This is a genomic window from Pseudomonas sp. LY-1 (genome assembly GCF_053502595.1).
Genome location: NZ_CP094353.1, coordinates 3,063,030 through 3,089,589 on the forward strand (window position 1 = coordinate 3,063,030; position 26,560 = coordinate 3,089,589).

Consider the following 26,560-nt stretch of genomic DNA (forward strand, 5'->3'; position numbering starts at 1 on the left):
CCATGCGTTCCAACCCTAATATCGATCTGGTTTCGCGCTTTCTTCGCCTGCCGCTGGAACAGCGCCAGCAGTTTTACCAGCGCCTGCAAAGCCGTGGCATGAGCTTCGCCCAACTGCCGATTGCCTCGATCCGCGAGGACGGCCAACGCCTGCCGCTGTCCTATGCCCAGGAGCGCCAGTGGTTCCTGTGGCAGTTGGACCCGGACAGCGCCACCTACCACATCCCCGGCGCATTGCGCTTGCAGGGGCGCCTGGACCTGGCGGCGTTGCAGCGCAGCTTCGACAGCCTGCTGGCGCGCCACGAAAGCCTGCGCACCCGGCTGATCCAGGACGGTGAGCAACTGTTGCAAACCATCGAGCCCGAGGCGCGTGTCGAGATCCGGCAGGAGGTTGTTCACGAGGCGCAACTGATGGCGCGGGTCGAAGCCGAGGTCGCCCGCCCGTTTGATCTGCAACAAGGGCCGCTGTTGCGCGTGACCCTGTTGCAACTGGCGGAAGATGAGCATGTGCTGGTGATGGTGCAGCACCACATCGTTTCCGATGGCTGGTCGATGCAAGTGATGGTCCAGGAACTGGTGCAGTTGTATGCCGCCTACAGTCAGGGCCAGGACCTTAGCCTGCCGGGCCTGCCGATCCAGTACGCCGACTACGCGCTGTGGCAACGCAACTGGATGGAGGCCGGGGAGAGGGCCCGCCAGTTGGCGTACTGGCAGGACCTGCTGGGCGGTGAGCAACCCGTGCTGGAATTACCCCTCGATCACCCGCGCCCCGCGCAGCAAAGCCATCGCGGCGCGAGCCTGCAGGTGCAGCTGCAGGCGGACCTGGTGGCGGGCCTCAAGCGCCTGGCGCAGCAAGAAGGTGTGACGCCGTTCATGCTCCTGCTGGCGTCGTTCCAGACCCTGCTGTTTCGCTACAGCGGCCAAGCGGATATTCGCATCGGCGTGCCGAATGCCAACCGCAACCGCGTCGAAACCGAGCGGCTGATTGGCTTTTTCGTCAACACCCAGGTGCTCAAGGCCGACCTCGACGGGCAGATGACGTTTGCCGAACTGTTGCAGCAGACCAAGCATCGTTCCCTGGAAGCCCAGGCGCACCAGGACCTGCCGTTCGAACAGTTGGTGGTGGCGTTGCAGCCTGAACGCAGCCTGAGCCACAACCCGTTGTTCCAGGTGATGTTCAACCACCAGACCGACACCCAGGCCAGCGGTGACGGCCAGCACCTGCCCGGCCTGCGCGTGACGGAACTGGACTGGGACAACCAGACCACCCATTTCGACCTGAGCCTGGACACCCATGAATCCGATGAAGGCCTGTGGGCCGCGCTGACCTATGCCACCGACCTGTTCGAGGCGGCGACCATCGAGCGCTTTGCGCAACATTGGCAAAACCTGCTCCAGGCGCTGGTGGGTGCGCCGCGCAGCCGTCTTAGCGCGCTGCCGATGCTCGACCGTGCGCAGCAGCAGACGATGCTCCAGGATTGGAACGCGCCGGCCAGCGTCGCCGTCGCACAAGCCGTACACCACCGGTTCGAGGCCCAGGCCCGCCAGCATCCTGAACGCCAGGCGCTGGCCCTGGATGACCAGACGCTCAGCTATGGCGAACTGAACCGCCAGGCCAATCGTCTGGCGCACTACCTGATCGACCAGGGGATCGGCCCGGACAGCCTGGTCGGTATCGCCGTCGAGCGTTCCTTTGCCATGGTGGTCAGCCTGTTGGCGGTGCTCAAGGCGGGCGGTGCCTACGTGCCGCTTGACCCTGAGTATCCGCGCGAGCGCCTGGTGCATATGCTCGAGGACAGTGGCGTGCGCCTGGTGTTGACTCAGTCTCACCTGCGTGAGCGCCTGCCGTTGGCCGGGTCGTTGACCTGCCTGGATATCGACCTGGCCCACGCGACGTTGGCGCCGTATGCCGAACACGCTCCGACGCTCGACGTCGAGCCGCAGAGCCTGGCCTACGTGATCTACACCTCGGGCTCCACCGGCAAACCCAAGGGCGTTGCCATCAGCCACGCGGCGCTGAGTGAGTTCGCCGGCATCGCGGCCGACTACTCGCGCCTGGTCGCTCAGGATCGGGTGCTGCAGTTCGCCACCTTGAACTTCGACGGCTTCGTCGAGCAGCTGTACCCGGCGCTGACCCTGGGCGCCACCGTGGTGTTGCGCGGCCCGCAGTTGTGGGACGGCGCCGACCTGTACCGGCAGATCATCGATCAGGGCATCACCCTGGCCGACTTGCCGACGGCTTACTGGAAACTGTTCCTGCACGATTGCCTGGCGGCGGGCCCACGGTCTTACGGGGCCTTGCGCCAGGTGCATATCGGCGGCGAAGCCATGCCCCTGGACGGCCCGGCGATGTGGCGCCGAGCCGGGCTGGGGCACGTGCGGCTGCTCAACACCTACGGGCCCACCGAGGCCACGGTGGTGTCCAGCGTGCTCGATTGCAGCGCCGACGATGGGGTGATCGGCGGCAGCGCCAGCCCGATTGGCCGCGCGTTGCCGGGGCGGGCGTTGTACGTGCTGGACGGCGACCTCAACCTGTTGCCGGTCGGCGCCGTGGGCGAACTCTACATCGCCAGTGCCAGCGGCTTGGCGCGTGCTTACCTGCAACGCCCGGGCCTGACCGCCGAGCGCTTTGTCGCCGACCCGTTCGGCGGCCTGGGCGAGCGTCTTTATCGCACCGGCGACGTGGCGCGTTATCGCGCCGACGGGGTGATCGAATACGTCGGCCGTGTCGATCACCAGGTGAAGATCCGTGGGTTCCGTATCGAGTTGGGTGAAATCGAGGCGCTGCTGCTGGCCCAGGATGCCGTCCGTGAGGCCTTCGTGCTGGCCGCCGACAATCAGTTGGTGGCCTATCTGGTGGCGACGCAGCCACTGTCCGAGCCGCAGCAGGTGAGCGCCGCCGAACAGCTCAAGGCCACTTTGCGCGAGCAACTGCCCGATTACATGGTGCCGGCGCACCTGATCTTCCTCGAGCGCATGCCCTTGAACCCCAACGGCAAGCTCGACCGCCAGGCCCTGCCGACACCCGTCGGCGGCTCGGCACAGCAGGCATGGTTGGCACCGGTCACGCCGCTGCAGCAACAGATCGCGGCGATCTGGGCCGATATCCTTGGCGTCGAGCGTGTCGGCCTGGCCCATCATTTCTTTGAACTGGGCGGGCATTCCCTGCTGGCCATGCAAGTGGTCTCGCGCATTCGCCAGGCCCTGGACCTGGAAGTCCCGCTCAAGACGCTGTTCGAGCAGCCGCGCCTGGCAGGCTTTGTCGCTGCCTTGACGACCTCCGATCCCGCCGCCCCGAAAGCCCCGGCCCTGCTGCCGGCCGGGCGCGACCAGCCGTTGCCGCTGTCGTATGCCCAGGAGCGCCAGTGGTTTCTCTGGCAGTTGGAGCCGCACAGCGCGGCGTACCACATCCCCAGCGCGCTGCGCCTGAAAGGCCAGCTCGACCACGCGGCGTTGCAGCGCAGTTTCGACGCCTTGCTGGCCCGTCATGAAAGCCTGCGCACCTCCCTGCGCCAGGAGCGCGAGCGCACGGTTCAAGTGATTGAACCGCAGGTGTCGTTGCACATCGCATGCGCCGATGTCGATGAAGCTGTGCTGAAGGCCCGGGTAGAAGCCGAGATCGCCCAGCCCTTCGACCTGCAACAAGGGCCGTTGCTGCGCGTCTGCCTGCTGCGCCTGGCCGCCGATGAGCATGTGCTGGTGCTGGTGCAGCATCACATCGTCTCCGATGGCTGGTCGATGCAACTGATGGTCGAGGAACTGGTGCAGCACTACGCGGCTTACAGCCAGGGTCAGACCCTGGTATTGCCGGCGCTGCCGCTCCAGTACGCCGATTACGCCGTGTGGCAGCGCCGCTGGATGGAGGCGGGCGAGAAGGATCGCCAACTGAACTACTGGCGCGACCGGCTCGGCGGTGAGCAGAGCGTGCTGGAGTTGCCGTTCGACCACCCGCGCCCGGCGGTGCAAAGCCACCGTGGCGCACGCCTGCCGATCGAACTGGCGCCCGCGCTCGCCCACGACCTCAAGGCCCTGGCCCAGCAACAGGGCGTGACCCTGTTCATGCTGTTGCTGGCTTCGTTCCAGACCTTGCTGCACCGCTACAGCGGCCAGGAAGACATCCGCGTCGGCGTGCCGATCGCCAACCGCAACCGCAGTGAAACCGAGCGCCTGATCGGCTTTTTCGTCAACACCCAGGTGCTCAAGGCCGACATTCACGGGCAGATGAGCGTCGCGCAAGTGGTGCAGCAGACCCGGCAACGGGCGCTGGAGGCGCAGGCCCATCAGGACCTGCCGTTCGAGCAATTGGTGGAGGCGTTGCAACCCGAGCGCAGCCTGAGCCACAACCCGTTGTTCCAAGTGATGTTCAACCACCAGACCGACGTCGGCCAGGCCCAGGTCCAGCACCAATTGCCGACGCTGCGGGTAGAAGGGCTGGAGTGGGAAAGCCGGACCGCGCATTTCGATCTGGACCTGGATATTCAAGAATCTACCGAAGGTATCTGGGCCACATTGGGGTATGCCCAGGACCTGTTCGAAGCGTCGACCGTGCAACGTATGGCGCGGCATTGGCAGAACCTGTTGCAGGCGATGGTCGCCGATCCGCAGCAGACCCTCGGCCAGTTGAACCTGCTGGACGGGGATGAACAGCGGCACATCCTGCAGTTGTGGAATCAATCCGACGCCGGCTTCCCGGCCCAGCGCCTGGTACATGAATTGGTGGCTGAGCGTGCGCGGGAAAACCCGCAGGCGATCGCGATCAAGTTCGACACACAAACCCTGACCTACGGCGAGCTGGACCGCCAGGCCAACCAGTTGGCCCACGCGTTGATCGCCCGTGGCGTCGGCCCGGAAGTGCGCGTGGCGATTGCCATGCCGCGCAGTGCGGAGATCATGGTGGCGTTCCTCGCGGTGCTGAAAGCCGGCGGCGTTTACGTGCCGCTGGACGTCGAATACCCGCGTGATCGCCTGCTGTACATGATGCAGGACAGCCGCGCCAAGCTGCTGTTGACCCATACCGCCGTGCAGCAGCAACTGCCGATTGCCGAAGGCCTGGATACGCTCGCTATCGACCGCACCGAAGCCTGGAGCGGCTTCAGCGACACTGTGCCGTCGGTTGATCTCGACGGCGACAACCTCGCCTACGTGATCTACACCTCGGGCTCTACGGGCATGCCGAAAGGCGTGGCGGTGGCCCACGGTCCGCTGGTGGCGCATATCATCGCCACCGGCGAACGCTACGAAACCGGCCCGGCCGATTGCGAATTGCACTTCATGTCCTTCGCTTTCGACGGCTCCCACGAAGGCTGGATGCACCCGCTGATCAACGGCGCGAGCGTGCTGATCCGCGATGACAGCCTGTGGCTGCCGGAATACACCTACGCGCAAATGCACCGTCACCACGTGACCATGGCCGTGTTCCCGCCGGTGTACCTGCAACAATTGGCCGAGCATGCCGAGCGCGACGGTAACCCACCGAAGGTGCGCGTGTATTGCTTTGGCGGTGACGCGGTGGCGCAAGCGAGCTACGACCTGGCCTGGCGTGCGCTGAAACCCACTTATCTGTTCAACGGCTACGGCCCGACCGAAACCGTGGTTACGCCGTTGCTGTGGAAAGCACGCAAGGGCGATTCCTGCGGCGCCGTGTACGCACCGATCGGCACGCTGTTGGGCAACCGCAGCGGCTACATCCTCGACGCTCAACTCAACCTGCAACCCATCGGTGTCGCTGGCGAGCTGTACCTGGGCGGCGAGGGCGTGGCGCGCGGTTATCTGGAGCGTCCGGCACTCACCGCCGAACGCTTCGTCCCCGACCCGTTCGGCAAACCCGGCAGCCGCGTGTACCGCAGCGGCGACCTGACCCGTGGCCGCCCGGATGGCGTGGTGGATTACCTCGGCCGTGTCGATCACCAGGTGAAGATCCGCGGTTTCCGTATCGAACTGGGCGAGATCGAAGCGCGGCTGCGCGAGCAGGACAGCGTCGGCGAAACCGTGGTGGTGGCCCAGGAAGGCCCGAACGGTAAGCAGTTGGTGGCCTATGTGGTGCCACTGGATCCGGTGCTGATGGACGATGCAGTGGCCCAGTCCACCTGCCGTGAAAACCTGCGCCGCGCCCTGAAAACCCGCCTGCCGGATTACATGGTGCCCGCGCACTTCATGTTCCTGGCGCAAATGCCGCTCACCCCCAATGGCAAGCTCGATCGCAAGGGCCTGCCGCGTCCTGATGTGAGCCAGATGCAGCAGGTGTATGTGGCGCCACAGAGCGAGCTGGAGCAGGACGTGGCGGCGATCTGGGGTGAAATCCTGGGCCTGGAACGGGTTGGCCTGGCCGACCACTTCTTTGAATCTGGGGGGCACTCGTTGCTGGCGATGCAGGTCATCTCCCGTCTGCGCCAGTTGCTGGGCCGGGAAGTTCCCCTCAGAACCCTGTTTGAACACCCGCGGTTGCAGGGGTTTGTCGAGACGCTGCAGCGTTCGGCAGCCGAGACGGACAGTGCGCCGGCGATTCTGCCCGTCAGCCGCCAGCAGCCGTTGGCATTGTCTTATGCCCAGGAGCGCCAGTGGTTCCTCTGGCAACTGGACCCCCAGAGCGCCGCGTACCACATCCCCAGCACCCTGCGCCTGCGTGGCTGGCTGGACCAGGCCGCGCTGCAACGCAGTTTCGAAACGCTGGTGGCACGCCATGAAAGCCTGCGCACCCAGGTGTACCAGGACGCAGGCCGCGCCCTGCAAATGATCCGGGATGCGGGTGCCGTGGAGATCCTGCATGCCAATGCCGACGAAGCGGATGTGCAGCGCCTGGTGCAAGCCGAGATCGCGCGACCGTTTGACCTGCAACAAGGCCCGCTGCTGCGGGTGACCCTGCTGCGCCTGGCTGACGACGAACACGTGCTGGTGCTGGTGCAGCATCACATCGTCTGCGATGGCTGGTCGATGCAGGTGATGGTCGACGAGCTGGTGCAACTGTACGCGGCCTACAGCCAAGGCCAGGAGCTGCAACTGCCGGCGCTGCCGATTCAATACGCCGACTATGCGCAGTGGCAGCGCGACTGGATGGCGGGCGGCGAGCGCGAGCGTCAATTGGCTTACTGGCAAACGCTGCTGGGCGGTGAACAGCCGGTGCTGGAACTGCCCGCCGAGCGGCCGCGACCTTCGGTGCAGAGCTATCGCGGGGCGAGCCTGGATGTCGTCCTGGACCCGGCGCTGGTGACGGGGCTCAAGGCCCTGGCGCAGCGTGAGGGGGTCACGTTGTTCATGGTACTGCTGGCGTCGTTCCAGACCCTGTTGCACCGTTACAGCGGCCAGCAGGATATTCGCGTCGGTGTGCCGATCGCCAACCGCAGCCGGGTCGAAACCGAGCGGCTGGTGGGGTTCTTCGTCAATACCCAGGTGCTCAAGGCCGATATCGATGCTCAACTGACCGTCACCCAATTGTTGCAGCAGGCCAAGCGGCGGGCCCTGGATGCCCAGAGCCATCAGGACCTGCCCTTCGAGCAATTGGTCGAGGCGCTGCAACCCGAGCGCAGCCTGAGCCATAACCCGTTGTTCCAGGTGTTGTTCAATCACCAGAGCGAAGCGCGCCTGGCCAACAGCGGCCAGCAGCTTGCCGACCTGAGGGTTGAAGGGTTGGAGTGGGGCACGCAGACCGCGCAGTTCGACTTGAGCCTGGACACCCAGGAGACCGCCGAAGGGCTGTGGGCGACCCTGACCTACGCCACCGATCTGTTCGACGCCGCGACACCCAAACGCATGGCCCGCCATTGGCAGAACCTGTTGCAGGGCATGCTCGGCGATCCGAATCAGCGGGTCACCCAGTTGCCGATGCTGGAGCGTCTGGAGCAGCAGGTGATGGTCGAGCAGTGGAACGACACGGCGCAGGATTACCCGTTGCAGCAGAGCGTGCAGCAGTTGATCGAAGCGCAAGCCGAACGCACGCCGGATGCCCAGGCATTGCTGTTTGATTGCGAAGTGCTCACTTACGCCCAACTGAATGCTCGTGCCAACCGCCTGGCGCACCGCCTGATACAGGCCGGTGTCGGGCCAGACCTGCTGGTGGGCGTGGCGATGGAGCGCTCGGTGGAGATGGTGGTGGCGCTTCTGGCCGTGCTCAAGGCTGGCGGCGCCTATGTGCCGCTGGACCCGGAATACCCGCGCGAGCGCCTGGCCTACATGCTGCGGGACAGTGGGGTGCAACTGCTGTTGACGCAGGCGCATCTGGTAGCGTCGTTGCCCATCGGTGACTGCGTACAGTGCCTGGTGGTGGAGCAGGGTGACAGCTGGCTGGCAGGGTTTGCCACCTTCAATCCCGAGGTCGCCGTCGAGGCCGAAAACCTCGCTTATGTCATCTACACCTCCGGTTCCACCGGGCAGCCGAAGGGCGCCGGTAACCGCCACTGTGCATTGACCAACCGATTGCTGTGGATGCAACAAGCGTATGCACTGGATGCCAGTGATACGGTGCTGCAAAAGACGCCGTTCAGTTTTGACGTGTCGGTCTGGGAGTTCTTCTGGCCGTTGATGAGCGGCGCACGGTTGGTCATGGCGGCTCCGGGTGATCATCGAGAGCCGTCGCGCCTGGTGACGTTGATCAATCGACATCAGGTCACCACTTTGCACTTCGTGCCCTCAATGTTGCAGGCGTTCCTCCAGGACTCGCAGGCCGGCAGTTGCCAGGGCCTGCAACGCATCATTTGCAGCGGCGAAGCCCTGCCGGTGGACGCCCAGCAACAGGTGTTCGCCAAACTGCCCAAGGCCGGGCTGTTCAACCTGTACGGCCCGACCGAGGCGGCCATTGATGTGACCCATTGGACGTGTGTCGATGAAAACCGCGACAGCGTGCCGATTGGCCAGCCGATCGCCAACCTGCGCACCCATGTGCTGGATGCGCAGTTGCAGCCGGTTGCCGCGGGTGTTGCCGGTGAGTTGTACCTGGGCGGGGTCGGGCTGGCGCGCAGTTACCATCGCCGTCCCGGCCTGACCGCCGAACGCTTTGTGCCGTGCCCGTTCCAGCCTGGCGCGCGGTTGTATCGTACCGGGGACCGGGTCCGTCAGCGCAGGGATGGCGTGATTGAATACCTGGGGCGCCTGGATCATCAGGTCAAGTTGCGTGGTTTGCGGATCGAGCTGGGCGAAATCGAAGCGCGCCTGCTGGAGCATCCGCAGGTGCGTGAAGCATCGGTGCAAGTGCAGGATGGCAAGCATCTGGTGGGCTACCTGGTGTTGCACGACCCGGCCGCCGCCTGGCGTGATGCCCTGAGTCATCACTTGCTGGCGCATTTGCCCGACTACATGGTGCCTGCGCAATGGGTCGTGCTGGATCGCATGCCCTTGAGCCCCAACGGCAAGTTAGACCGCAAGGCCCTGCCGGCGCCGGACGCCAGCGTGCATCAGCGGCACTTCGTTGCGCCGAGCAACCCGCTGGAGCACACCGTTGTGCTCGCCTGGCGCGAGGTCCTGGGCCTTGAACAGGTGGGGGTGGAGGACAACTTCTTCGAGCTGGGCGGGCACTCGTTGCTGGTGTTGATGCTCAAGGAGCGTATCCGCAAGGCTACCGGCGTCGAGCTTTCGGTGAGTCAGCTGATGCTCAACCCGACGGTTGCGGGGCAGGTGGCTTGTGTTAATGGTCAGGCCGGCAACTCGTTGATCGTCAGGTTGAACAGCCAGACCCGTGGCACACCGTTGTACCTGTTTCACCCCAGCTATGGTTCGGTGCATTGCTACAAGGCCATTGCCCTGGCGTTGCGCGAGCAGCGGCCGGTAATGGGCGTGATCTGCCGGGCGTTGGCCGAGGAGGGCAGTGAAGTGCCGGCCTGGCACGAGATGGTCGAGGACTACACCGCGCAATTGTTGACGGCGCAGCCGGAGGGGGCCTTCCGTCTGGCGGGCTGGTCCCTGGGCGGCAACCTGGCGATGGAAGTTGCCCATGGCCTGGAGCAGGCTGGGCGGGAAGTGGAGTGCGTGGGCTGGATCGACGCATCGCCACCCCAGTGGGTCAAGCCCTTCTGGGACACGGCGGTGATGGTCGATGAGCGCGAAATATCCGCCAATGACCGGCGCGTGGAATTGTTGGGCGCGATGTTCCCTGAGTTCACGGCGCAGATCCATGCCAAGTGGTCGGGCCAGCAGGCCACGGTTGACGGCGACGATGAGCAATGGGCCGGGTTCAACCAGTGGGCTGGGGATGTGCTGGGTGAGCGCTTCCATGAACTCAAGGAAGAGTTGCTCAGCGGCCATGAGGCGCAAATCTCGTGGGAGGTCGACCGCATGCTGGGGCAGCGCCTGCATGATGCCGATTTCAAGGCGATCAAGGCGCCGATCAGTTGCTGGTGGGCGACCTTGAGCCGCACGGGTGTGCATCATCGGTTGATTGAGGCGAGCATGCTGGAGGTCGCCAGCCAGTCCCGGATTGAACGTTCGGTGCTGATCGAGACCAGTCATGATCGGTTGATCGACAACGCAGCGTTCGTGCGCAGCTTCGCCGACGCGATGGCGTAACACCGGGCCTGAACGAACAAGCCCCCGGCCACTGATGGTGACCGGGGGCTTTTTCGTGGGGTGGGGTTCAACGACCGGCCCCTGCAAAAACGCCCCGGGCAATGAATGCACGGGGCGTTAGGGGTGGAACCCTCAGTAGCCGCCAGGGCGGCTACGAGCAGGTCTTAGAAGTCCCAGCGGGTGCTGAGCATGAAGTTGCGTGGCTCGCCGTAGGCGGCAGAGTTATAGAAGCCGATGTTGGTGTAGTAGGTCTTATCGAAGATGTTGTTGACGTTCAACGTTGCCGACACGTTCTTGGTGAACTGGTAGCGGGTCATCAGGTCCACCAGCCAGTAGTTTTCCTGGGAAAACTCCTCGTAGCCGCCTTTCGGGCTGTTGTAGATGTCCTGCCAGCCAACACTCTGCCAGCGAGCGCCGCCGCCGACGGTCAGCTTGTCGAGGTTGCCCTTGAACTTGTACGAGGTGTAGACGCTGACCTGATCTTCCGGCTCGAAGGTCGAGATCTTGATGTCGTTATCGTCGCGCACAACCTTGTGGGTATAGCCACCCTGGAGCTGCCAGCCCGGTGCCAGTTCGCCCGACATTTCGACTTCGTAACCCTTGGTCACGGCCTTGGTGCCCTTGAACGCATAGTTCGACGGTGTCGGCGTGCGGTTGTTGTATTCGTCGTCGGACACGGAACGGTTGGTTTCGTGGATCTCGAAGTAGGCGGCGCTGGCGTTTACACGACCGTCCAGGAAGTCTGCCTTGACGCCCAGTTCCCAGTTCTGGCCTTCATCCGGCTCGACCAGCTTGTTGTTGCGGTCGCGGTTGTAGCTTTCCTGCGGCATGAAGATATCGGTGTAGCTGGCGTAGACCGAGTACGTGTCGTTCAGGTCGTAGACCACACCGGCATACGGCACGAACCGTCCGGTTTCCTTGTAGGTCGGGTTGTTGCCGGTGACGGTGTAGTCGACCACGCGGCCGCCGAGCAGCAGCTTGAGGTCGTCGGCGAGGTTCAGGCGGGTGGTCATGTACGCGCCGGTCTGGCGCACGGTGTCGTCGATCTTCGACTGCGGTGTGCCCCAATCCGGTTCGGTCGCGTTGCCGTGCCAGTTGTAGAAGTTCACCAGGTTGGGGGCGAGGTTCCAGTAGCCATTGCCGTTCCACTCGGAAGAACTGATGGAGCCGCCGAGGACCAACTCATGCTCGCGGCCACCCAGGCTGAACGGGCCGCTCACATATAGGTCGGCGGAGTCGCTGACGGTTTCGCCGGTGTACTTGCCCGATGTCAGCTGCGAAGTGCCGTCCAGGTTGGGAGTGCTGCCCTGGATCGAGCCCATCTTCGCGTGGTAGCCGTTGATCTTGTGGTCCAGTTGCAGCTTGGTGACCCAGCCATCGCCGAGGTCGTGCTCGACTATGGCGAATAGGGTGCGGGTGTACTGCTCCCAGCTGCTCCAGTCGGCGGCGTTGTTGAACGAGCGCTTCACCTTGTTGCGATTACCCTGGGCGTCGATCAGCGGGAAGCTGCCGGACCAGGACGAGCCTTTTGGCAGGCTGTCCTGGTAGTCGCCACCCACGGTCAGCATGGTGTCCGGGGACAGGTCGAATTCCATGATGCCGTAGTAGACCGGGCTTTGGCGCTCATAGCGGTCCATGAAGGAATGCTTGTCCTGGTAAGCCGCCACCGCCCGACCCCGGACATTCCCGGTTTCGGTCAGCGGGCCGCTCACATCCAGCTCGCTGCGGTAGTTGTCCCAGGAGCCGGCGCCCACGCTGGCGTGGCCCTGGAACTCTGCGGTGGGCTTTTTGCGCACAAGGTTGATGGTCGCACCCAGGGAGCCTGCGCCAGTGAGCAGGCCTGTGGCGCCCTTGAGTACTTCGACCCGGTCATAGATCGCCATGTCGCTCAGGGTGTTACCCGCTGAATAGGCCACGTTGCGCGCAGTGGACGGAATGCCGTCGTACTGGAAGTTGTTGATGGAGAAACCACGGGCGTAGTAGTTGCTGCGCTCGGTATCGAAGGCCGAGACGGTGATGCCCGGCGTGTGGCGCATCACGTCGTCAACGTTGTTCAGGCCGAAGTCGTCCATGTGCTGGCGGGTGATGACGGTCACCGACTGCGGCGTCTCCTTGGGCGTCAGCACCAGGCGGGTCGAGGTGGCGATGTAGCCTGGGGTATAGGAACCGGTGTTTTCGGTCACGCTGCCCAGTTGGTTGGCGGTCACCTGGGTCGGGCTCAGTTCCAGCCCGGCGGAGGTACCGGCGGCGGTGACGGTCAGCGAATTGCCATTGAGGCTGTGGGTGGTCGACGTTCCTGACAGCAGGGTATTGATCGCCTGTTGCGGGTCCAGTTTGCCTTTGACGGCGGTGCTGTTCTTGCCTTGCACGTCGGTCGGGCTGTAGAGCACCTGCATGTTGGCCTGATGACCGAAGGCCTGCAGCGCGCTCCCCAGCGGCTGCGCGGGAATGTCCAACTCGATCTCTTGTGCCTGCACATAGCCGGCCACCGGCAGTGATATGGCCAGGGCCAGGGCGTTCGGCAGGAGGTTGATGTTCAGGGCCCGACGCATGGATAGCGCTTTGCTCAGTGGGCTGAGACCGAGTCGTGCTGGCATGGGTGTTTTCTCTTCTATGTTTTAAGTGGGCAATTATAAGTGTTTATTGAGTCTGGTTCTCATTACCACTAGTGAGACGTTCCTATCCCGGGAAACCGGAAAAGAAAATTCACGCTGGCGTCATTTCGCGCACGACCTGGCCGGCGCGCAGGCGCACCAATTGGTCGGCGATATCGAAATAGCGGTCGTCGTGACTGATCACGATGATGGTCTTGCCCAGGCGCTTGAGGTCCGGCAGCAGCTCGGTATAGAAGATCCGGCGGAAGGCCGGGTCCTGGTCGGCGGCCCACTCGTCGAACACCAGCACCGGGCGTTCTTCCAGCCAGGCGTTGACCAGCGCCAGGCGCTTGCGTTGGCCGGTGGACAGATCGGTGGTGCTGAACACACCGTCCTTGACGCTGACCTTGTGGGCGATCTCCAGGCGTTCCAGGTATTTTGTCGCGCTGTCGAGTGACTGGGCGGCGCTGCCCTGGACCAGGTCGTCGAACAGGTAGTAATCGGCGAACACCGTGGTGAACAGTTGGCGATAGTCGTCGCGCTCGGGGTCGCTCACAGCGTTGCCGTTGAGCAGGATTTCCCCGGCCTGCGGCGGGTACAGCCCCAGCAGCAGCTTGATCAGGGTGGTCTTGCCGCTGCCGTTTTCGCCGACGATGAACACGATATCGCCCTGGGTGATGTTCAGGTCGATCGGCCCCAGGTGGAACGGTTCGCTGCCTGCCACTGCCGGCGGGCTGTAGCGCACACCGCGCAATTCCAGGCTGTTGACCACCGGTTGCGGGGCTTCGCTGTCATCCATCAGCAGGTGCGGTTCCGGCGAGGAGAAGCGCTGTGACAGCTCACTGATACGACCAAATGCAATCTTCGCCTTGCCCACCACAGGCAGGTAGCCGAGCAGGTGTTCCAGCGGGCCTTTCATGTACAGCAGCACCAGGACGAAACCGGTGATCACGCTAGGGTCGGGGTTGGGGTTATAGGCCTGCATCGCCAGGGCCAGGCCGATCACCACGAAGAACAGCATCGAGCCAAAGGTCTTGGCAAGGATGTAGATGTTCACGGAACGCACCTGGATGTCGGCGATGCGGTCCGCGGTTTCCTGAATGCGCTGGGTGTTCATGCGAAAGCGCCGGGGCCGGTGCATGCGCAGTTCCTTGGCGCCGGAGGCAATGGCGTTGTAGTAACGCTGCAGCTCATCCTCGTGGCTGCGCGCGAGGTCGAAGCCCTGGATGCCTTTGCCGCCGGCGATGAACTGCACGGCACTGCCGATCACGATGGCGACCACCATCATCAGGAACATCGGTACCGACAGGTAGGCCAGGTAGCCCAGGCAACCCAGGGTCACTGTGGCCGCAATGGCCAGCGGTGTGAACGCGAAGGAGAAATCGCTGATGGTGTCGACGTCGTGGGTCAGTACCGGGATCAGCCGGTGGGAGCGATAACCCTCGATCTGCCCGATCGGCGCCGACAGCACCTTTTCGCCGAGGTCCTTGCGCAGGGCGGCAATGATCCGTTGGCCGACGTAATTGGTGCCGATATCGGAAATGATCGAACTGACCAGCGCCAGCACACACAGCGCAGCAAACGTCAGAATCACCCCCTGGGTCATCCCGGCGGCGGAGTGCAGCGCATTATTGATAGTCGCCAGCAGCAGCGTGATGGCCAGGCCACCGGCCATGCCCAGGGCGACGGAGACGCTCACGATGGCGCGAAAGGGCCTGAGCAATGCGAGCAAACCGCTGAAGGCGCCGCGCTTGGGGTCGGTCATAGGTACTTCCCGGAAAGTGAATGGAGGGGGCTGGGCACACAGACCCTTACCCATGACAAACGAAGCGTCGGCGCGAGTATTTAGCGCGGCGTGCCCGGCGGTGGCGGTGGCGGATAAATTGCCCGCTGCCTGGTTCGTTCTTGTTGGGTAGGCGCACGCGTAGGGTCGCGTGCCGGATCTATCCAGTGAGAGCGAACCAATGACGAAAAAGAACCTGGTGTATGTGTGGTCCCTGAGAAATGCCGCCGCCGACAAGGCCGGGCAGCCAGTGGCCTATAAGGACCACGAGCGCTACATGAAGTCGGTGCTGGAGTTTCTGGTGGGCTCGCTCAACGATACGTCGCTGGGCGAGGCCTATAACCTGGTGGGCGTGGTGTATGACGACGACGAGCAAAACCCGCGTGACCGGCAATTGGTCGCCGACTATGGCTTTGCCTATGCGCCGGGCCGCCAGTGGCTGTACCCGGCGGACCTGCGGGTGCAGGGGCGTCTGGTCAACGATTTGCTGCTGAGCGTGCCGTCCACCTACCGCCGCCTGCCGCGTGGCAGCGCGCAACACATCGCCGGCAAGCAGGACTTCGAACGCCGCCTGCACGACACGCTGGTGGAGCTGAAGGCCGATATCGTGGTGCTGGACGGCCTGTTGGTGATCCTCGATGAGCTGGTGCGCCCGGGTGCGCCATTTGCGCGGCGGATCATGAACATTCACCCGGGCATTACCCGTATCGAATCGCCCTACGAGCGCCGGGGCGCCTACGCCACCTGGAACGCCTTGTACGGTGCCCGTGGCCAGGCGGTGGTGGATTGGACGACCAAGGAGACGCAGCCGTGCGAGCCGCTGTACCTGACCGGTGCGTCGTTCCACTACGTGGACAACGGCATCGACTCCGGTGAAGTGTTCCACGACGTGCTCAAGACCGAGATTTCCCCGGACGACACCATCCTCGAATTGCGCTGGAACAACTTCAACAACAGCCTGTTTCCGGCGTTGCATGAAGGTTTGGAACGGTTGGCTCGACAGGGCTGACGCACGCCCCCTGTAGGAGCGGGCTTGCCCGCGAAAATCGCCAACGATAACGCGTTTATCCTGGATAAACGCGGCGTACTCGGGGGCTTCGCGAGCAAGCTCGCTCCTACAGTGGGTGCAGCGGGTGCAGCGGGTGCAGCGGGTGCAGCGGGTGCAGTAGGTGCAGTAGGTGCAGCGGGTGCAGCGGGTGCAGTAGGTGCAGTAGGTGCAGTAGGTGCAGCGGGTGCAGCGGGTGCAGTAGGTGCAGTGAGGGGATTTGTTGTTACAGGTCGCGCACTACCCGAAAACCGATCCAGTCCCCGCGTGTCTGCGGGTAGATGTTGTTGCGATTGCCCGAGCGCGAGAACACTGGCGCTTCGCCCCAGTCATTGCCACGGATCTGGTAGCTCTCGCAGTTCGGTTCCACCCAGGCGCTGCCGTCGGTCGGTGCGCCGATGTAGTTGGGGTGTTCGCAGTCGGCCACGCGCTCGTAGACGTTGCCGTGCATGTCGTACATGCCGAATGCGTTCGGCGGGTAGCTGCCGGCCGGCGAGGAAAAACTGTAGCCATCCGCCGGACCGTAAGTGTTGGCATGTTCGGCAATGCTGTAACCCTTGCCCTCGTCGAACGGAAACGGGAAGGGCCCGCTGGAGCCGGCGCGCGCGGCGTATTCGCGCTGGGCTTCGCTGACCATGTGGTACGGCTGCCCGGTCTTTTTCGACAGCCAGGCCACGTAGTGTTTGATGTCGTCCATGTCCATGCACACTGCCGGCTGACGCGGGCTCTGGGGGTAGCGCGGCTTGCTGGCGATGCATTCGCGGCCGGGGCGGGTATCGCCGTCGGCGATCTTGACCCCGGTCTGGCGGATATAGCTGTCCCACTCGCCAGCGGTGATCTGGAAGCGGCTCATGGCGAACGGCTTGGCGAAGGTCACGGCATGCATCGGGCTTTCGTCCGGCTCGCGGCCGACCTCATCGTCGGGCGTGCCCATGGTGAAAGTGCCGGCGGGCAGCACGACCATTTCCGGGCAGTCCTTGCAGTCCTTGAACACTTTGCCGGGTTGCGGCGTGGCGGCCTCGGCCAGGTTGGGCAGCAGCGCTGCGCACAGGGCGGTGAGGGCCAAAGCGGTCAGGGGGGCGGATGGCGTCATGTGGGCCTCTCGTTCAAAGGGCAAAGGGCGTGCGTCGCCACCGCTGGCTCAGCACGGTCATGTTGTGCTCACGGGCTTACGTCGAGGGTGATGAGCGGTTGGCCAAGGGCCTGGCGGCTTTTTGTACCTGTTCCCACACCCGCAGAAAGTTGCCGCCCCACAGCTTGGCGATGTCGGCTTCGGAGTAGCCGCGCTGGATCAGCTCGGCGGTGACGTTGCGGATTTCGCCGACGTTGTTCCAGCCGTCGATACCGCCGCCGTCGTTGAAGTCCGACGCCAGGCCGACATGGTCGATGCCGATCTTGCGCACGGTGTAGTCGATGGCATCGCCCAGGTCCTTGAGGGTGGCCTTGGGTTCGTCATCGAGGATCGCGTACAGCGCGCTGGCGTACTCGCCGAACGTGTGCTCGGGCCAGGCGGCGATGATTGCGTCGCCCGGCATCAGGGCCACGGCCAGGTTGGGCAGGGGGGGCAGGTCGAAGCGGGCGCGCAGGGTGTTGAGCTTGTCCTGGGTCGGCTGGCTCAGCGGGCGCAGGTAGGCGGAGAAGGCCACGATCTGTACCACGCCGCCGCTGCGCTTGATCAGTTGCAGTTCCTTGTCACTGAGGTTGCGCGGGATATCCACCGCCGCGCGTGGCGCCGAGTGGGAGGCCACCAGTGGCGTGCGGCTCAACTGCGCAACCTGTTCCAGGGCCTTGGTCGACATTTGCGACACATCGATGATCACCCCCAGGTCATTGAGGCGGTGTACCGATTGCTGGCCGATGTCCGAGAGGCCGTCGAGAGCGTCGGTGGAGTCATTGAAAAATGGCAGTGGCCGCGACGAGTCGGACCAGGCGTTATTGCCGATATAGCTGAAGCCGAACATACGCATGCCGCGTGCTGTCCACAGGTCCAGCTGGTTCAGGTCGCTGCCCAGCGGGTAGGCGTTGAGCATGCTGATAAAGATCGCGAATTTGCCTTCGCCATGCAGGCGCCGGAAGTCATCCGGGGTGTAGGCGATGCCCACTTCGTTGGGGAAGTCGCGCACCATGCCGGAGATGATTTTGTAGCGCACCTCCTGCTCGTGGCGGGCTTCCTCGACAAAGCCGTCGCTGGGCCTGTGGGGAGCATTGGCGCCGTTCCAGATTTCCGGCCAGCCGAAAACCGTCAGCGCCGCCCCGGACAATCGCCCGCGACGCGCCTTGGCCAGGTCGAACTGGCCACCGCCGTCGTGGTCGGCCTCATTGCCGGCAGTGCCGAAATCCAGCGGCACGGTGATATGGCTGTCGAACGACAACAGGCGCTCCTGCAGGTCATTGGCCTGCTTGATCACCGCCAGCGGGTAACCGGCATTGCCTCGGAACCAGTGATCCCAGGCCAGGAAACCGGCCCCGGCGCCGATGGCCAATGCCAGTGGCAGGCCGATAAACAGCGCCTTTTTCGAACGTGGTTTTGTCATTGCCGTCTCAGTCAGTTGAGGCCTTTGCTATCTGGGAAGAACGAGCGATGAGCGCGGAAATTTAGACCTCGGCGACGGCGCGGTAAATTTCCCGCGCGAGTAAACGTTCTAGCTCTGATAACGCCGTTTCCTAAGGTAGACAATGACGATCTCTCGACGTGGGTTCATCGCAGGCCTGGCGCTGACCGGCGCCGCCGTGCCGGCGGCCTTATATGCCCATCGCGAGTGGACGCGTGAAGAATTCCCCATCACCCCCGGCGAAGCCACGGTGGATCTTGCCGATACCGCCGGCCAGCACCTGGCGAACACATTGCGCGGGGTGTGGAACCTGCGCCTTGAAGGCCGCGATGCCGGCCTCAAGGGTTTGCCCGCGCAGGGCCTGGCGTTGCTGCTCGATGTCGCGCCGCGTGGGCGTGGTTTGCGTGGTTATCTCGACACGGCCGAGCACCTGCGCGGCGATGGCGAACCCCGTTATCGCGTGTTGGGTGACTTGCTCACGGGCGAGGGCACCGAGCTCTATTGGCGGCTGATCGACCGTGATGCCGCCGACGGCGCGCCGGCCTATGAATTCAGCATGACCGTCGATGAAGTCTGGGGCGTCTTCGGCAACGCCGGCAGCGGCACCCTCAGCGGGCAGATCCTCGACCTCGACCGCCCCCTGGCGCTGACCGCGCCGGATAATCGCTTTGTTGCCCACAAACAGCCGTTTCCCGAAGCCCGCCAACGCATCGGTCTCAACCCTTCGCTGCTGGCCTGGCTGATTTCCCCCGAGCACCGCCTGTTCCACCAACTGTGGCACGCCACGCGCGACCAATGGCACAAGCTCTCCGAGGAAAAACGCGACGCCTTGCGTGGCATCGGCTGGCAGCCCGGCCCACGGGGCAAGGAGCGCGACGCGCGGGGCAAGCTCAAGGATCGCAACGGCTCGGGCATCGACTTCTTCTTCATGCATCGGCATATGCTCGGCACCGCACGTTCGATGCAAGACTTGCCGTCGTGGTCCGCCTTCCCCGAACCGCAACCGGCCCTGGAACGTGATCGCCTGGGCTTCCTGCGCTACTTCGACAACCATGACGGCTTTGCCCTGCCACCCACCTGGCTGGCGCCGGACGACGGCGACTACACCCAATGGGTCAGCGATATCAAAGCCGCCGAGACCTACCACAGCAACTTCCAGGTCTGGGAATCCCAATACCGCGACCCGCGATACCTGGCCAAATTGACCCTGGGCCAGCTCGGCTCCGAAATGGAACTGGGCCTGCATGACTGGCTGCACATGCGCTGGGCCTCGGTGCCCCGCGACCCCTCCAACGGCGCCCCCGTGCCCTTCGCCCGCGACCCGGCAGACTTTGCCGCGCGTTGGTATGCGCCCGAGAACGACTTTCTTGGCGATCCGTTTTCCTCCCACGTCAACCCGGTGTTCTGGCACTTCCATGGCTGGATCGACGACCGCATCGAAGACTGGTTCCGCGCCCATGAGCGCTTCCATCCCGGCCAGGTCAGCCGCCTGGAGGTCAATGGCGTGGCATGGTTCGCGCCGGGGCGGTGGGTTGAAGTCGGCGACCCGTGGCTGGGCCCGGATACCCATGGCTGCAGCACCACGCCAGGCTTGCAGAGGGGGCGTTCGATGGAGATGGACCCAGAGATCATGAAGCTCGCCCTGCGAATTACGTTTGCTGCGCAAGACGAAGCGCTGCAGGGTTTGTTCAAACGGGTGCCGAAGCGGCCATGGTATGCGCGGCATTTGAAGGTCAAGGCGCGCGAGGTGTAGGCGTTTTTTGCTGAAGTTCAATGTTTATGATGTAAAGCTGAGACGGAGATGGTTTATCTTCTGGTCGGCACGTGGGTGTTTTTTATAGGTTTTAGTACTATAAACAATGGAGGATGTTGAAAGAAATTCATATGGGTTTGTATATTTCTACTGATCTTTTATTGGGCGCCGTCACGGTTAAGAAATATCCGACAGCGAGATCCCTGTCTGTGGTTTAAATCTTCAATAATCTTTGCAAGAAAGATAATCTTTGTGCTTTGTGGGAAATATCCCTGATGCGCAATGGAAAGTTCCCGTCCGTGATCCGGGGGCTGGTAAGTTCCGGCAGTGATACTTCATTCTAGTGAGCAAGCGGACGCCATGTGCCATGTAGCGCTTTGGTTTCCGGAAAGGGAATTTAAGTTGATTGGATTCCGGTTTTAATTTCCATCTGACCGCAGATCAATGCTGTTGGATAACTCACGGAATGAAACGATGACGCTAAGCAGCTTTCAAAATGAAGTGCCCAAGGCCAGGGTTAATATCAAGCTCGACCTGCATACCGGCGGTGCGCAGAAAAAGGTTGAGTTACCTTTGAAACTGATGGTGCTGGGTGACTACAGTAACGGTAAAGAACAGCGTCCGCTCTCCGAGCGCGGCAAGGTTGATATCAATAAGAACAACTTTGACAGCGTCCTGGGCGAGTTCTCGCCGGGTCTGAAGCTGGCTGTCGACAACACCTTGGACGACGATGCGTCCGACACCGCTGTCGAACTGAATTTCCGGTGCATGAAGGACTTCGAGCCTGAGCAGGTCGCACGGCAGATTCCACAACTGCGTGCGTTATTGGCGATGCGCAACCTGTTGCGTGATCTCAAATCGAATCTGCTGGACAACGTGACCTTCCGCCATGAGTTGGAGCGCATCCTCAAGGATGACGCGCTCAGTGACGAACTGCGCGCTGAGTTGGCTGCCTTGGCGCCTGAAGAAGAGCGTTAATTCATAGCGGTAATTTAAAAGGGAAGTTAAAGCATGTCCTTAGAACATTCCAACGTGCAAGCGCGCGGCGCCACAGTGTTGTCTGAAGAGTCTGCGGGTGTTTATGCTGCGCTGTTTAACAAGATCAATTTAAGTCCTGTTGCTGAATTGGCCGGTATTGATATCTTCCAGAACTCGGATGCGCTGTCCGAGGTGTCCGCCGATGAGCGGGTGACGGCAGCGGTCAGTGTGTTTTTAAAGTTGCTTAAGCAATCGCCGCAAAAAATCGAGCGTTTGGATAAAGTCCTGTTGGATGAGCATATTGCTTCGTTGGACCGGCAGATTGGCCGTCAACTCGATGCGGTCATGCACCATCCGGACTTCCAGCGCGTCGAGTCAACCTGGCGCGGTGTGAAATCGCTGATTGATCAGACGGATTTCCGTCAGAACGTTCGCATAGAACTATTGGATGTCAGCAAGAACCACCTAGTGCAAGACTTCGAGGACGTGCCTGAAATTGCCCAGAGCGGCTTGTACCTGCATACCTACACGCAGGAGTACGACACACCGGGGGGCGAGCCGATTGCGGCGGCTATTTCAAACTACGAATTCGATCGCAGGCCTCAGGACATCGCGCTGCTGCGCAATATTTCCAAAGTCGCCGCCGCCGCCCACATGCCGTTTGTGGGGGCTGTAGGCCCAGCGTTCTTCGGCAAGGAAACCATGGAGGAGGTGGCCGCGATCAAGGACATCGGCAACTATTTTGATCGTGCCGAATACATCAAGTGGAAGTCATTCCGTGACAGTGACGACGCGCGTTACATCGGCCTGACCATGCCGCGCGTCCTGGGGCGCTTGCCCTACGGGCCCGACACCGTTCCCGTGCGCAGCTTCAATTACGTCGAGAATGTCAAAGGGCCGGATCACCACAAGTACCTGTGGACCAACGCATCGTTTGCCTTTGCCGCGAACATGGTCAAAAGCTTCATCAGCAACGGTTGGTGCGTGCAGATACGTGGGCCGCAGTCGGGTGGTGCGGTCACTGAACTGCCTATCCATTTGTATGACTTGGGCACTGGCAATCAGGTCAAGATTCCTTCCGAAGTGATGATTCCGGAAACCCGTGAGTTCGAGTTCGCCAACCTCGGTTTCATTCCGCTCTCGTACTACAAGAACCGCGACTATGCGTGTTTCTTCTCGGCCAACTCCGCGCAAAAGCCGGCGCTGTACGACACGGCCGACGCCACCGCGAACAGTCGAATCAACGCACGCCTGCCTTACATTTTTCTGCTGTCACGCATTGCTCACTATCTGAAGCTGATCCAGCGCGAAAACATTGGCACCACCAAGGACCGGCGTTTGCTGGAACTGGAGTTGAACAAGTGGATCGGCGGGCTGGTCACCGAGATGACTGATCCGGGCGATGACTTGCAGGCCTCACACCCGCTGCGGGAGGCGAAGGTCACGGTGGAAGACATCGAGGACAACCCCGGTTTCTTCCGCGTCAAGTTGTATGCCGTGCCGCACTTCCAAGTCGAGGGCATGGACGTGAACTTGTCGCTGGTTTCGCAGATGCCCAAGGCCAAAGCCTGATTCAGTCGTAGGGAAACGATGCCATGAATATCGATCGCCCTCTGTGGGCCGCCGGGGCGTTGCTGTCGCCGCAACAATTCCAGCAACAGGCGCGCTGGGAGGCTTGGACCAACGAACAACTCGCGCACCTGGCCCTGGCACACCCCTGGGGTGTCCAGGCGGTAGGGTTCGACCTGGATGCATTACGGCTGGGTAAGCTCAAGGCGACTCAGTTGCGGGTCCGTATGCCCGATGGCACCTGGATCGACACCGAGCAGGTCGACCGTCTGCCTCCGGCCTTGGAGCTGGCGCAGTTGCTGGCCGACGAAGATCAGGACGCGTTATTGCACTTGGCCTTGCCTCTGGAACAGGCGAATGGCGACAACTGCCTGTTCGACGGTGGCAGGGCCGATCGGCCCACACGCTATCGCCAGTCTTGGCGCGACGTACAGGATATGTATGCCGATGAGGTGCAGTCGATAGGCGTGCTGGAGCATGCTCTGAGCCTGCGTCTGCAGCGCGACGATAATGCGGACTACATGACGTGTCCGGTCGCGCGCCTGGTGCGCGACGGGCAGGGCGCCTGGAGCCTCGACCCGGGCTATGTGCCGCCGTTGCTGAGCTTCGCCGCGCACCCGGGGTTGCTGAACCAGCTGGACAACCTGTTGACGCAATTGTCCGCCAAGCGGCAACGGCTCATGGGCATGCGGCGGGAAAGCAATCAGCGCATGGCCGACTTTGCCGTCGCCGACGTGTCGCTGTTCTGGCTGCTCAATGCGTTGAATACCTACCAGCCGGTATTGGCCGATCTTCGGGAGTTTCCCGCGCGCCACCCCGAGCAGGTTTACCAGCAACTGATCAAGCTCGCCGGTGGCCTGCTCACGTTTTCGCTGGAACACGACGTGGACAAAATCCCCGCTTATCGGCACACCTCGTTGGAGGCGGTATTCCCGCCGCTGATGCACACCCTGTCGCTGTTGTTGGAGGCCAGTCTGCCGTCGCGGGTCATTGCTTTGAACCTGGAGGTGCAGGGGGCCAATCGTTGGCAAGTCACGCTGAATGATCCGCGCTTGCGCGAGCGTGAGGGGGCCGATTTCTATCTGTCGGTGCGCAGTCGGCTACCGGCGGCGCAGGTGCAGGACCAGTTCCCGCGCCTGTGCAAGATCGGTACGCCGGATGAGGTCGATTATCTGATCAACGCGGCGCTCGACGGGGTGCCGTTGCAGTCCCTCAGCCATGTGCCGGCGGCGATTCCATTGCGCCTGGAAAATCAGTACTTCGCCCTGGATCTCGGGCATTCCAAGGGGCAGGCGGTGCTGGACGAAGGGGTCTGTGCTTTCTACGTTCCCAGCAGCTTGGTCGACGTCAAGTTGGAATTGTTTGCGGTGCTGCGCTCATGAAACCGACGCCTTCCAACGAGCAAGCCGCAGCAGCGGTGGATATCGACGCGCTGTTACAGGACACCTATCTATTGGTGGTCGAGTTGCGCCAGGGCGCCTCGGTGCAAGCTGGCCGGGAGTTGGGCCAGCTTTGTATCGAACAGGTTGAGCAAGCTCGGCAGCACCTTGAACGGGCGGGCCTGAGTCAGCGCAACATCGACCACATCAGTCATGCTCAATGCGCGTTACTCGACGAAACGGTGCTGACCTGCGCCGACGCAGATGCCCGCGCTGCCTGGGCCAGCGAACCGCTGCAGGCCAAGTTCTTCAATCGTCATCAGGCCGGTGAGTTTCTGTACGAGGCCATGCGTGACGTGTTGAGCGAACCCGCGCCGGACCGGCATGTGTTGACGGTATTTCAGCGCGTATTGATGTTGGGTTTTCGCGGGCGCTATCGTGATTTGAGCGACCCCGGACGCGAGCAACTATTGGCTGCTCTCAACGCACAGGTGGCGCCGTTCAAGGTCAGCCAACACATGCCGACGCAGGTGGTCGGTGGCGAACTCAGCGCGGGTTTTGGCTGGCTGCGCTCGCCCTTGATTCATCTGCTGACAGTGGCCCTGTTGCTGGTTGCGACGTGGTGGGGATTGGATCATCTGCTGAGCGATGCAACTGCCTCGCTCTTGCCTGATCAGGGGTAAGTGCGGATGACCTTCAATCTGCATCGCATCCTTTACCTGTGGGCCGGTGTACTCGTCCTCGCGTTGCTGCTCATCATTCCGCTGGCGATGTGGGCGCGTGTGCTCGGCGCGCTGATCGCGGTGTGTTGTGTGACGTGGGCCTGGGTATCGCTGCGCCTGCGCGCCGAGCGGCAGCTTGGGTCGGTGAGGTTGGCCGAGGGCATGGTGCTGCCCGCTGCGGGGTTTCGTCAGCCGGTGGTGCTGGTCTGCGGTGATGGCCTGGATGGGCTGTTCGGCGGGGTTGCCGCCGGGCAGTTGGCCCTGCGGGTAACCGAGCGAGGGTGCTACGTGCGCGTACCGAGCCTGGAGCAACTGCCGGCTATCACCGATCACCTTCTGGCCTTGCGTCCTGGCTGGGCCGGGCAACTGGGCGTGATGTTCAGCGTCAGCCCCGGCGCGCACAGTGATGGGGCGATACTCGCCGGTCAGATGCGCGCCTTCAGTCATCAACTGGCCTTGGCCCGCAAACGCGGGGTTGCGCTGCCGCTGTTGCTGGTGAGCTACCTGCAAACCCTGCAGGACGAGGCACCCTGGTTCTGTTGGGGCAGCGGGCAGGCCGAGGTCCGTGTGTGTGATGCGGGTGCTTGCGTCAGCCTGGATGACTGGCAACAGCAATCCGCTGACTCGCCCAGGCAGGCCGCTCGGATGCACGCCAGCATTCAACTGAACAGCGCTGTGGCCTGGCTTCACGAAGCGGTACTGCCGCACCTTGTCATGCGTAGCGCTTCTGGCCTAGTGGCGATCTGCGCAGTTACGTGGGTGCCGGCATTGGCGCATGCCGTGAACGGGAACCTGTGGCAGCAATGGTTACGCAGCAAAGTCGCGCTGGCGGATCACAGGGCGGTTGTGGCCGATGCGGTGTTGCCGGTCCCGGACCCTTTGCTCAACCTGCTGCCGCTCGGCCCGCTGCGTTCCCCGGTGCAACGCGCGAGCGTTGTTGCGCTGTGGTTGTTCGCCGTCGCCGGTGTTGTCGCACTTGCCAGTTCGGCGTGGCAGAACGCCCTGTTGCTGCGCCAAGTCAGTGATGACCTGCGACGTTATTCGGCGATCCCGCAACCGACCCAGCGTAATCAGCGCGAGTTTCTTGGGCGTGAAAATGCCGTGGGCGTGTTGCGCCAGGACGCCCAGCGTCTGGACGCGTACTACCGGCACGGTGCGCCCCCGGCATTCGGCCTGGGCCTGTATCGCGGCGAACGCCTGCGCGCTGCGCTGCTGGCGGTACTGGCTGCTCACGTTGAGCCGCCACCGGCCGCATCGCCTGCGCGGGCTGCCAGCCCGGTGCGGTTGGACAGCCTGTCGCTGTTCGCCAGCGGCAGTGCCCAGCTCAAGGCGGATTCAGCCAAGATCCTGATCAATGCGCTGGTCGATATCAAGGCCCAGCCCGGCTGGCTGATCGTGATCTCGGGGCATACCGATGCCACTGGCGACCCCGAGAACAACCTTCGACTGTCCCGCGCCCGCGCCGCTGCCGTGCATGACTGGATGCAACGCATGGGCAGCATTCCCGACAGCTGCTTTGCCGTGCAAGGCTTCGGCGCCAGCCAGCCGATTGCCGGTAACGACACCGAGGCGGGGCGTGCAGCCAACCGCCGCGTTGATATCCGTCTGGTGCCTGAGGCGGGGGCCTGCGCGCTTCCCGTTGCAAGCCCGGACAGGCAACCCCCGGTCGCATTCCGCGACATTTAAATCTACGAG

12 protein-coding genes are annotated in these 26,560 nt (G+C 62.9%); 8 read left to right on the forward strand and 4 right to left on the reverse strand.

Going from position 1 to position 26,560, the window contains the following annotated elements; genetic code table 11:
• Nucleotides 1-2 precede the first annotated feature (2 nt).
• The gene (locus tag MOQ67_RS14130) at nucleotides 3-10,490 is read left to right on the forward strand and encodes an amino acid adenylation domain-containing protein (RefSeq protein ID WP_448675940.1); all 10,488 of its coding nucleotides are present in this window, start codon (nucleotides 3-5) and stop codon (nucleotides 10,488-10,490) included.
• 164 nt (nucleotides 10,491-10,654) lie between these two features.
• On the opposite strand, the gene MOQ67_RS14135 is transcribed toward MOQ67_RS14130, so the two are convergent.
• Together MOQ67_RS14135 and MOQ67_RS14140 are read right to left on the reverse strand one after the other, a co-directional pair.
• Entirely contained in the window at nucleotides 10,655-13,087 is a 2,433-nt protein-coding gene (locus MOQ67_RS14135; protein ID WP_198718265.1) for a TonB-dependent siderophore receptor, read from the reverse strand.
• A 109-nt stretch (nucleotides 13,088-13,196) separates the two neighbouring features.
• The gene (locus MOQ67_RS14140; protein ID WP_169885003.1) at nucleotides 13,197-14,849 is read right to left on the reverse strand and encodes a cyclic peptide export ABC transporter; all 1,653 of its coding nucleotides are present in this window, start codon (nucleotides 14,847-14,849) and stop codon (nucleotides 13,197-13,199) included.
• A gap of 199 nt (nucleotides 14,850-15,048) precedes the next feature.
• Between MOQ67_RS14140 and MOQ67_RS14145 the strand changes: the two genes are divergently transcribed.
• Complete coding sequence (locus MOQ67_RS14145) at nucleotides 15,049-15,876, forward strand: N(5)-hydroxyornithine transformylase PvdF (RefSeq protein WP_104903373.1); 828 nt, start codon at nucleotides 15,049-15,051, stop codon at nucleotides 15,874-15,876.
• 262 nt (nucleotides 15,877-16,138) lie between these two features.
• On the opposite strand, the gene pvdO is transcribed toward MOQ67_RS14145, so the two are convergent.
• Together pvdO and pvdM are read right to left on the reverse strand one after the other, a co-directional pair.
• Nucleotides 16,139-17,005: a dihydropyoverdine dehydrogenase gene (gene pvdO, locus MOQ67_RS14150; RefSeq protein WP_126587271.1), complete on the reverse strand. Its 867-nt coding sequence runs from the start codon at nucleotides 17,003-17,005 to the stop codon at nucleotides 16,139-16,141.
• Between the two features lie 76 nt (nucleotides 17,006-17,081).
• Nucleotides 17,082-18,446, reverse strand: coding sequence for a pyoverdine-tailoring dipeptidase-like protein PvdM (gene pvdM, locus MOQ67_RS14155; protein WP_448675941.1), 1,365 nt, complete (start codon nucleotides 18,444-18,446; stop codon nucleotides 17,082-17,084).
• Nucleotides 18,447-18,588: 142 nt separating this feature from the next.
• Here pvdM and pvdP point away from each other — a divergent pair, with 142 nt between their 5' ends.
• The 6 genes from pvdP to MOQ67_RS14185 all read left to right on the forward strand — a co-directional run bounded on the left by pvdP (nucleotide 18,589) and on the right by MOQ67_RS14185 (nucleotide 26,551).
• Complete coding sequence (gene pvdP / locus MOQ67_RS14160) at nucleotides 18,589-20,217, forward strand: pyoverdine maturation tyrosinase PvdP (RefSeq protein WP_198718263.1); 1,629 nt, start codon at nucleotides 18,589-18,591, stop codon at nucleotides 20,215-20,217.
• 474 nt (nucleotides 20,218-20,691) lie between these two features.
• Nucleotides 20,692-21,195: a type VI secretion system contractile sheath small subunit gene (gene tssB / locus MOQ67_RS14165; protein ID WP_046487053.1), complete on the forward strand. Its 504-nt coding sequence runs from the start codon at nucleotides 20,692-20,694 to the stop codon at nucleotides 21,193-21,195.
• Nucleotides 21,196-21,228: 33 nt separating this feature from the next.
• Nucleotides 21,229-22,767, forward strand: a complete 1,539-nt coding sequence (gene tssC, locus MOQ67_RS14170; RefSeq protein WP_198717707.1) for a type VI secretion system contractile sheath large subunit — start codon at nucleotides 21,229-21,231, stop codon at nucleotides 22,765-22,767.
• A gap of 23 nt (nucleotides 22,768-22,790) precedes the next feature.
• Nucleotides 22,791-24,146 carry a type VI secretion system baseplate subunit TssK gene (gene tssK, locus MOQ67_RS14175; protein WP_198717708.1) on the forward strand — a complete coding sequence of 452 codons (1,356 nt, stop codon included), beginning with the start codon at nucleotides 22,791-22,793 and terminating at the stop codon, nucleotides 24,144-24,146.
• Nucleotides 24,143-24,826, forward strand: a complete 684-nt coding sequence (gene tssL, locus MOQ67_RS14180) for a type VI secretion system protein TssL, short form (protein ID WP_198717709.1) — start codon at nucleotides 24,143-24,145, stop codon at nucleotides 24,824-24,826. Before tssK ends, tssL begins: the two co-directional genes overlap by 4 nt.
• A gap of 6 nt (nucleotides 24,827-24,832) precedes the next feature.
• Nucleotides 24,833-26,551 (forward strand): OmpA family protein, encoded by a 1,719-nt coding sequence (locus tag MOQ67_RS14185; RefSeq protein ID WP_198717710.1) that lies wholly within the window; start codon nucleotides 24,833-24,835, stop codon nucleotides 26,549-26,551.
• Nucleotides 26,552-26,560: the final 9 nt, after the last annotated feature.

Excerpts from the sequence above, each read along its gene's own strand:
- tssB (WP_046487053.1), top strand. The coding sequence starts at position 20,692 with ATGACGCTAAGCAGCTTTCAAAATGAAGTGCCCAAGGCCAGGGTTAAT.
- pvdP (WP_198718263.1), top strand. The coding sequence starts at position 18,589 with ATGACGATCTCTCGACGTGGGTTCATCGCAGGCCTGGCGCTGACCGGC.
- MOQ67_RS14130 (WP_448675940.1), top strand. The coding sequence starts at position 3 with ATGCGTTCCAACCCTAATATCGATCTGGTTTCGCGCTTTCTTCGCCTG.
- tssC (WP_198717707.1), top strand. The coding sequence starts at position 21,229 with ATGTCCTTAGAACATTCCAACGTGCAAGCGCGCGGCGCCACAGTGTTG.
- pvdM (WP_448675941.1), bottom strand. The coding sequence starts at position 18,446 with ATGACAAAACCACGTTCGAAAAAGGCGCTGTTTATCGGCCTGCCACTG.
- MOQ67_RS14135 (WP_198718265.1), bottom strand. The coding sequence starts at position 13,087 with ATGCCAGCACGACTCGGTCTCAGCCCACTGAGCAAAGCGCTATCCATG.
- MOQ67_RS14145 (WP_104903373.1), top strand. The coding sequence starts at position 15,049 with ATGACGAAAAAGAACCTGGTGTATGTGTGGTCCCTGAGAAATGCCGCC.
- MOQ67_RS14140 (WP_169885003.1), bottom strand. The coding sequence starts at position 14,849 with ATGACCGACCCCAAGCGCGGCGCCTTCAGCGGTTTGCTCGCATTGCTC.
- tssK (WP_198717708.1), top strand. The coding sequence starts at position 22,791 with ATGAATATCGATCGCCCTCTGTGGGCCGCCGGGGCGTTGCTGTCGCCG.
- tssL (WP_198717709.1), top strand. The coding sequence starts at position 24,143 with ATGAAACCGACGCCTTCCAACGAGCAAGCCGCAGCAGCGGTGGATATC.
- pvdO (WP_126587271.1), bottom strand. The coding sequence starts at position 17,005 with ATGACGCCATCCGCCCCCCTGACCGCTTTGGCCCTCACCGCCCTGTGC.
- MOQ67_RS14185 (WP_198717710.1), top strand. The coding sequence starts at position 24,833 with ATGACCTTCAATCTGCATCGCATCCTTTACCTGTGGGCCGGTGTACTC.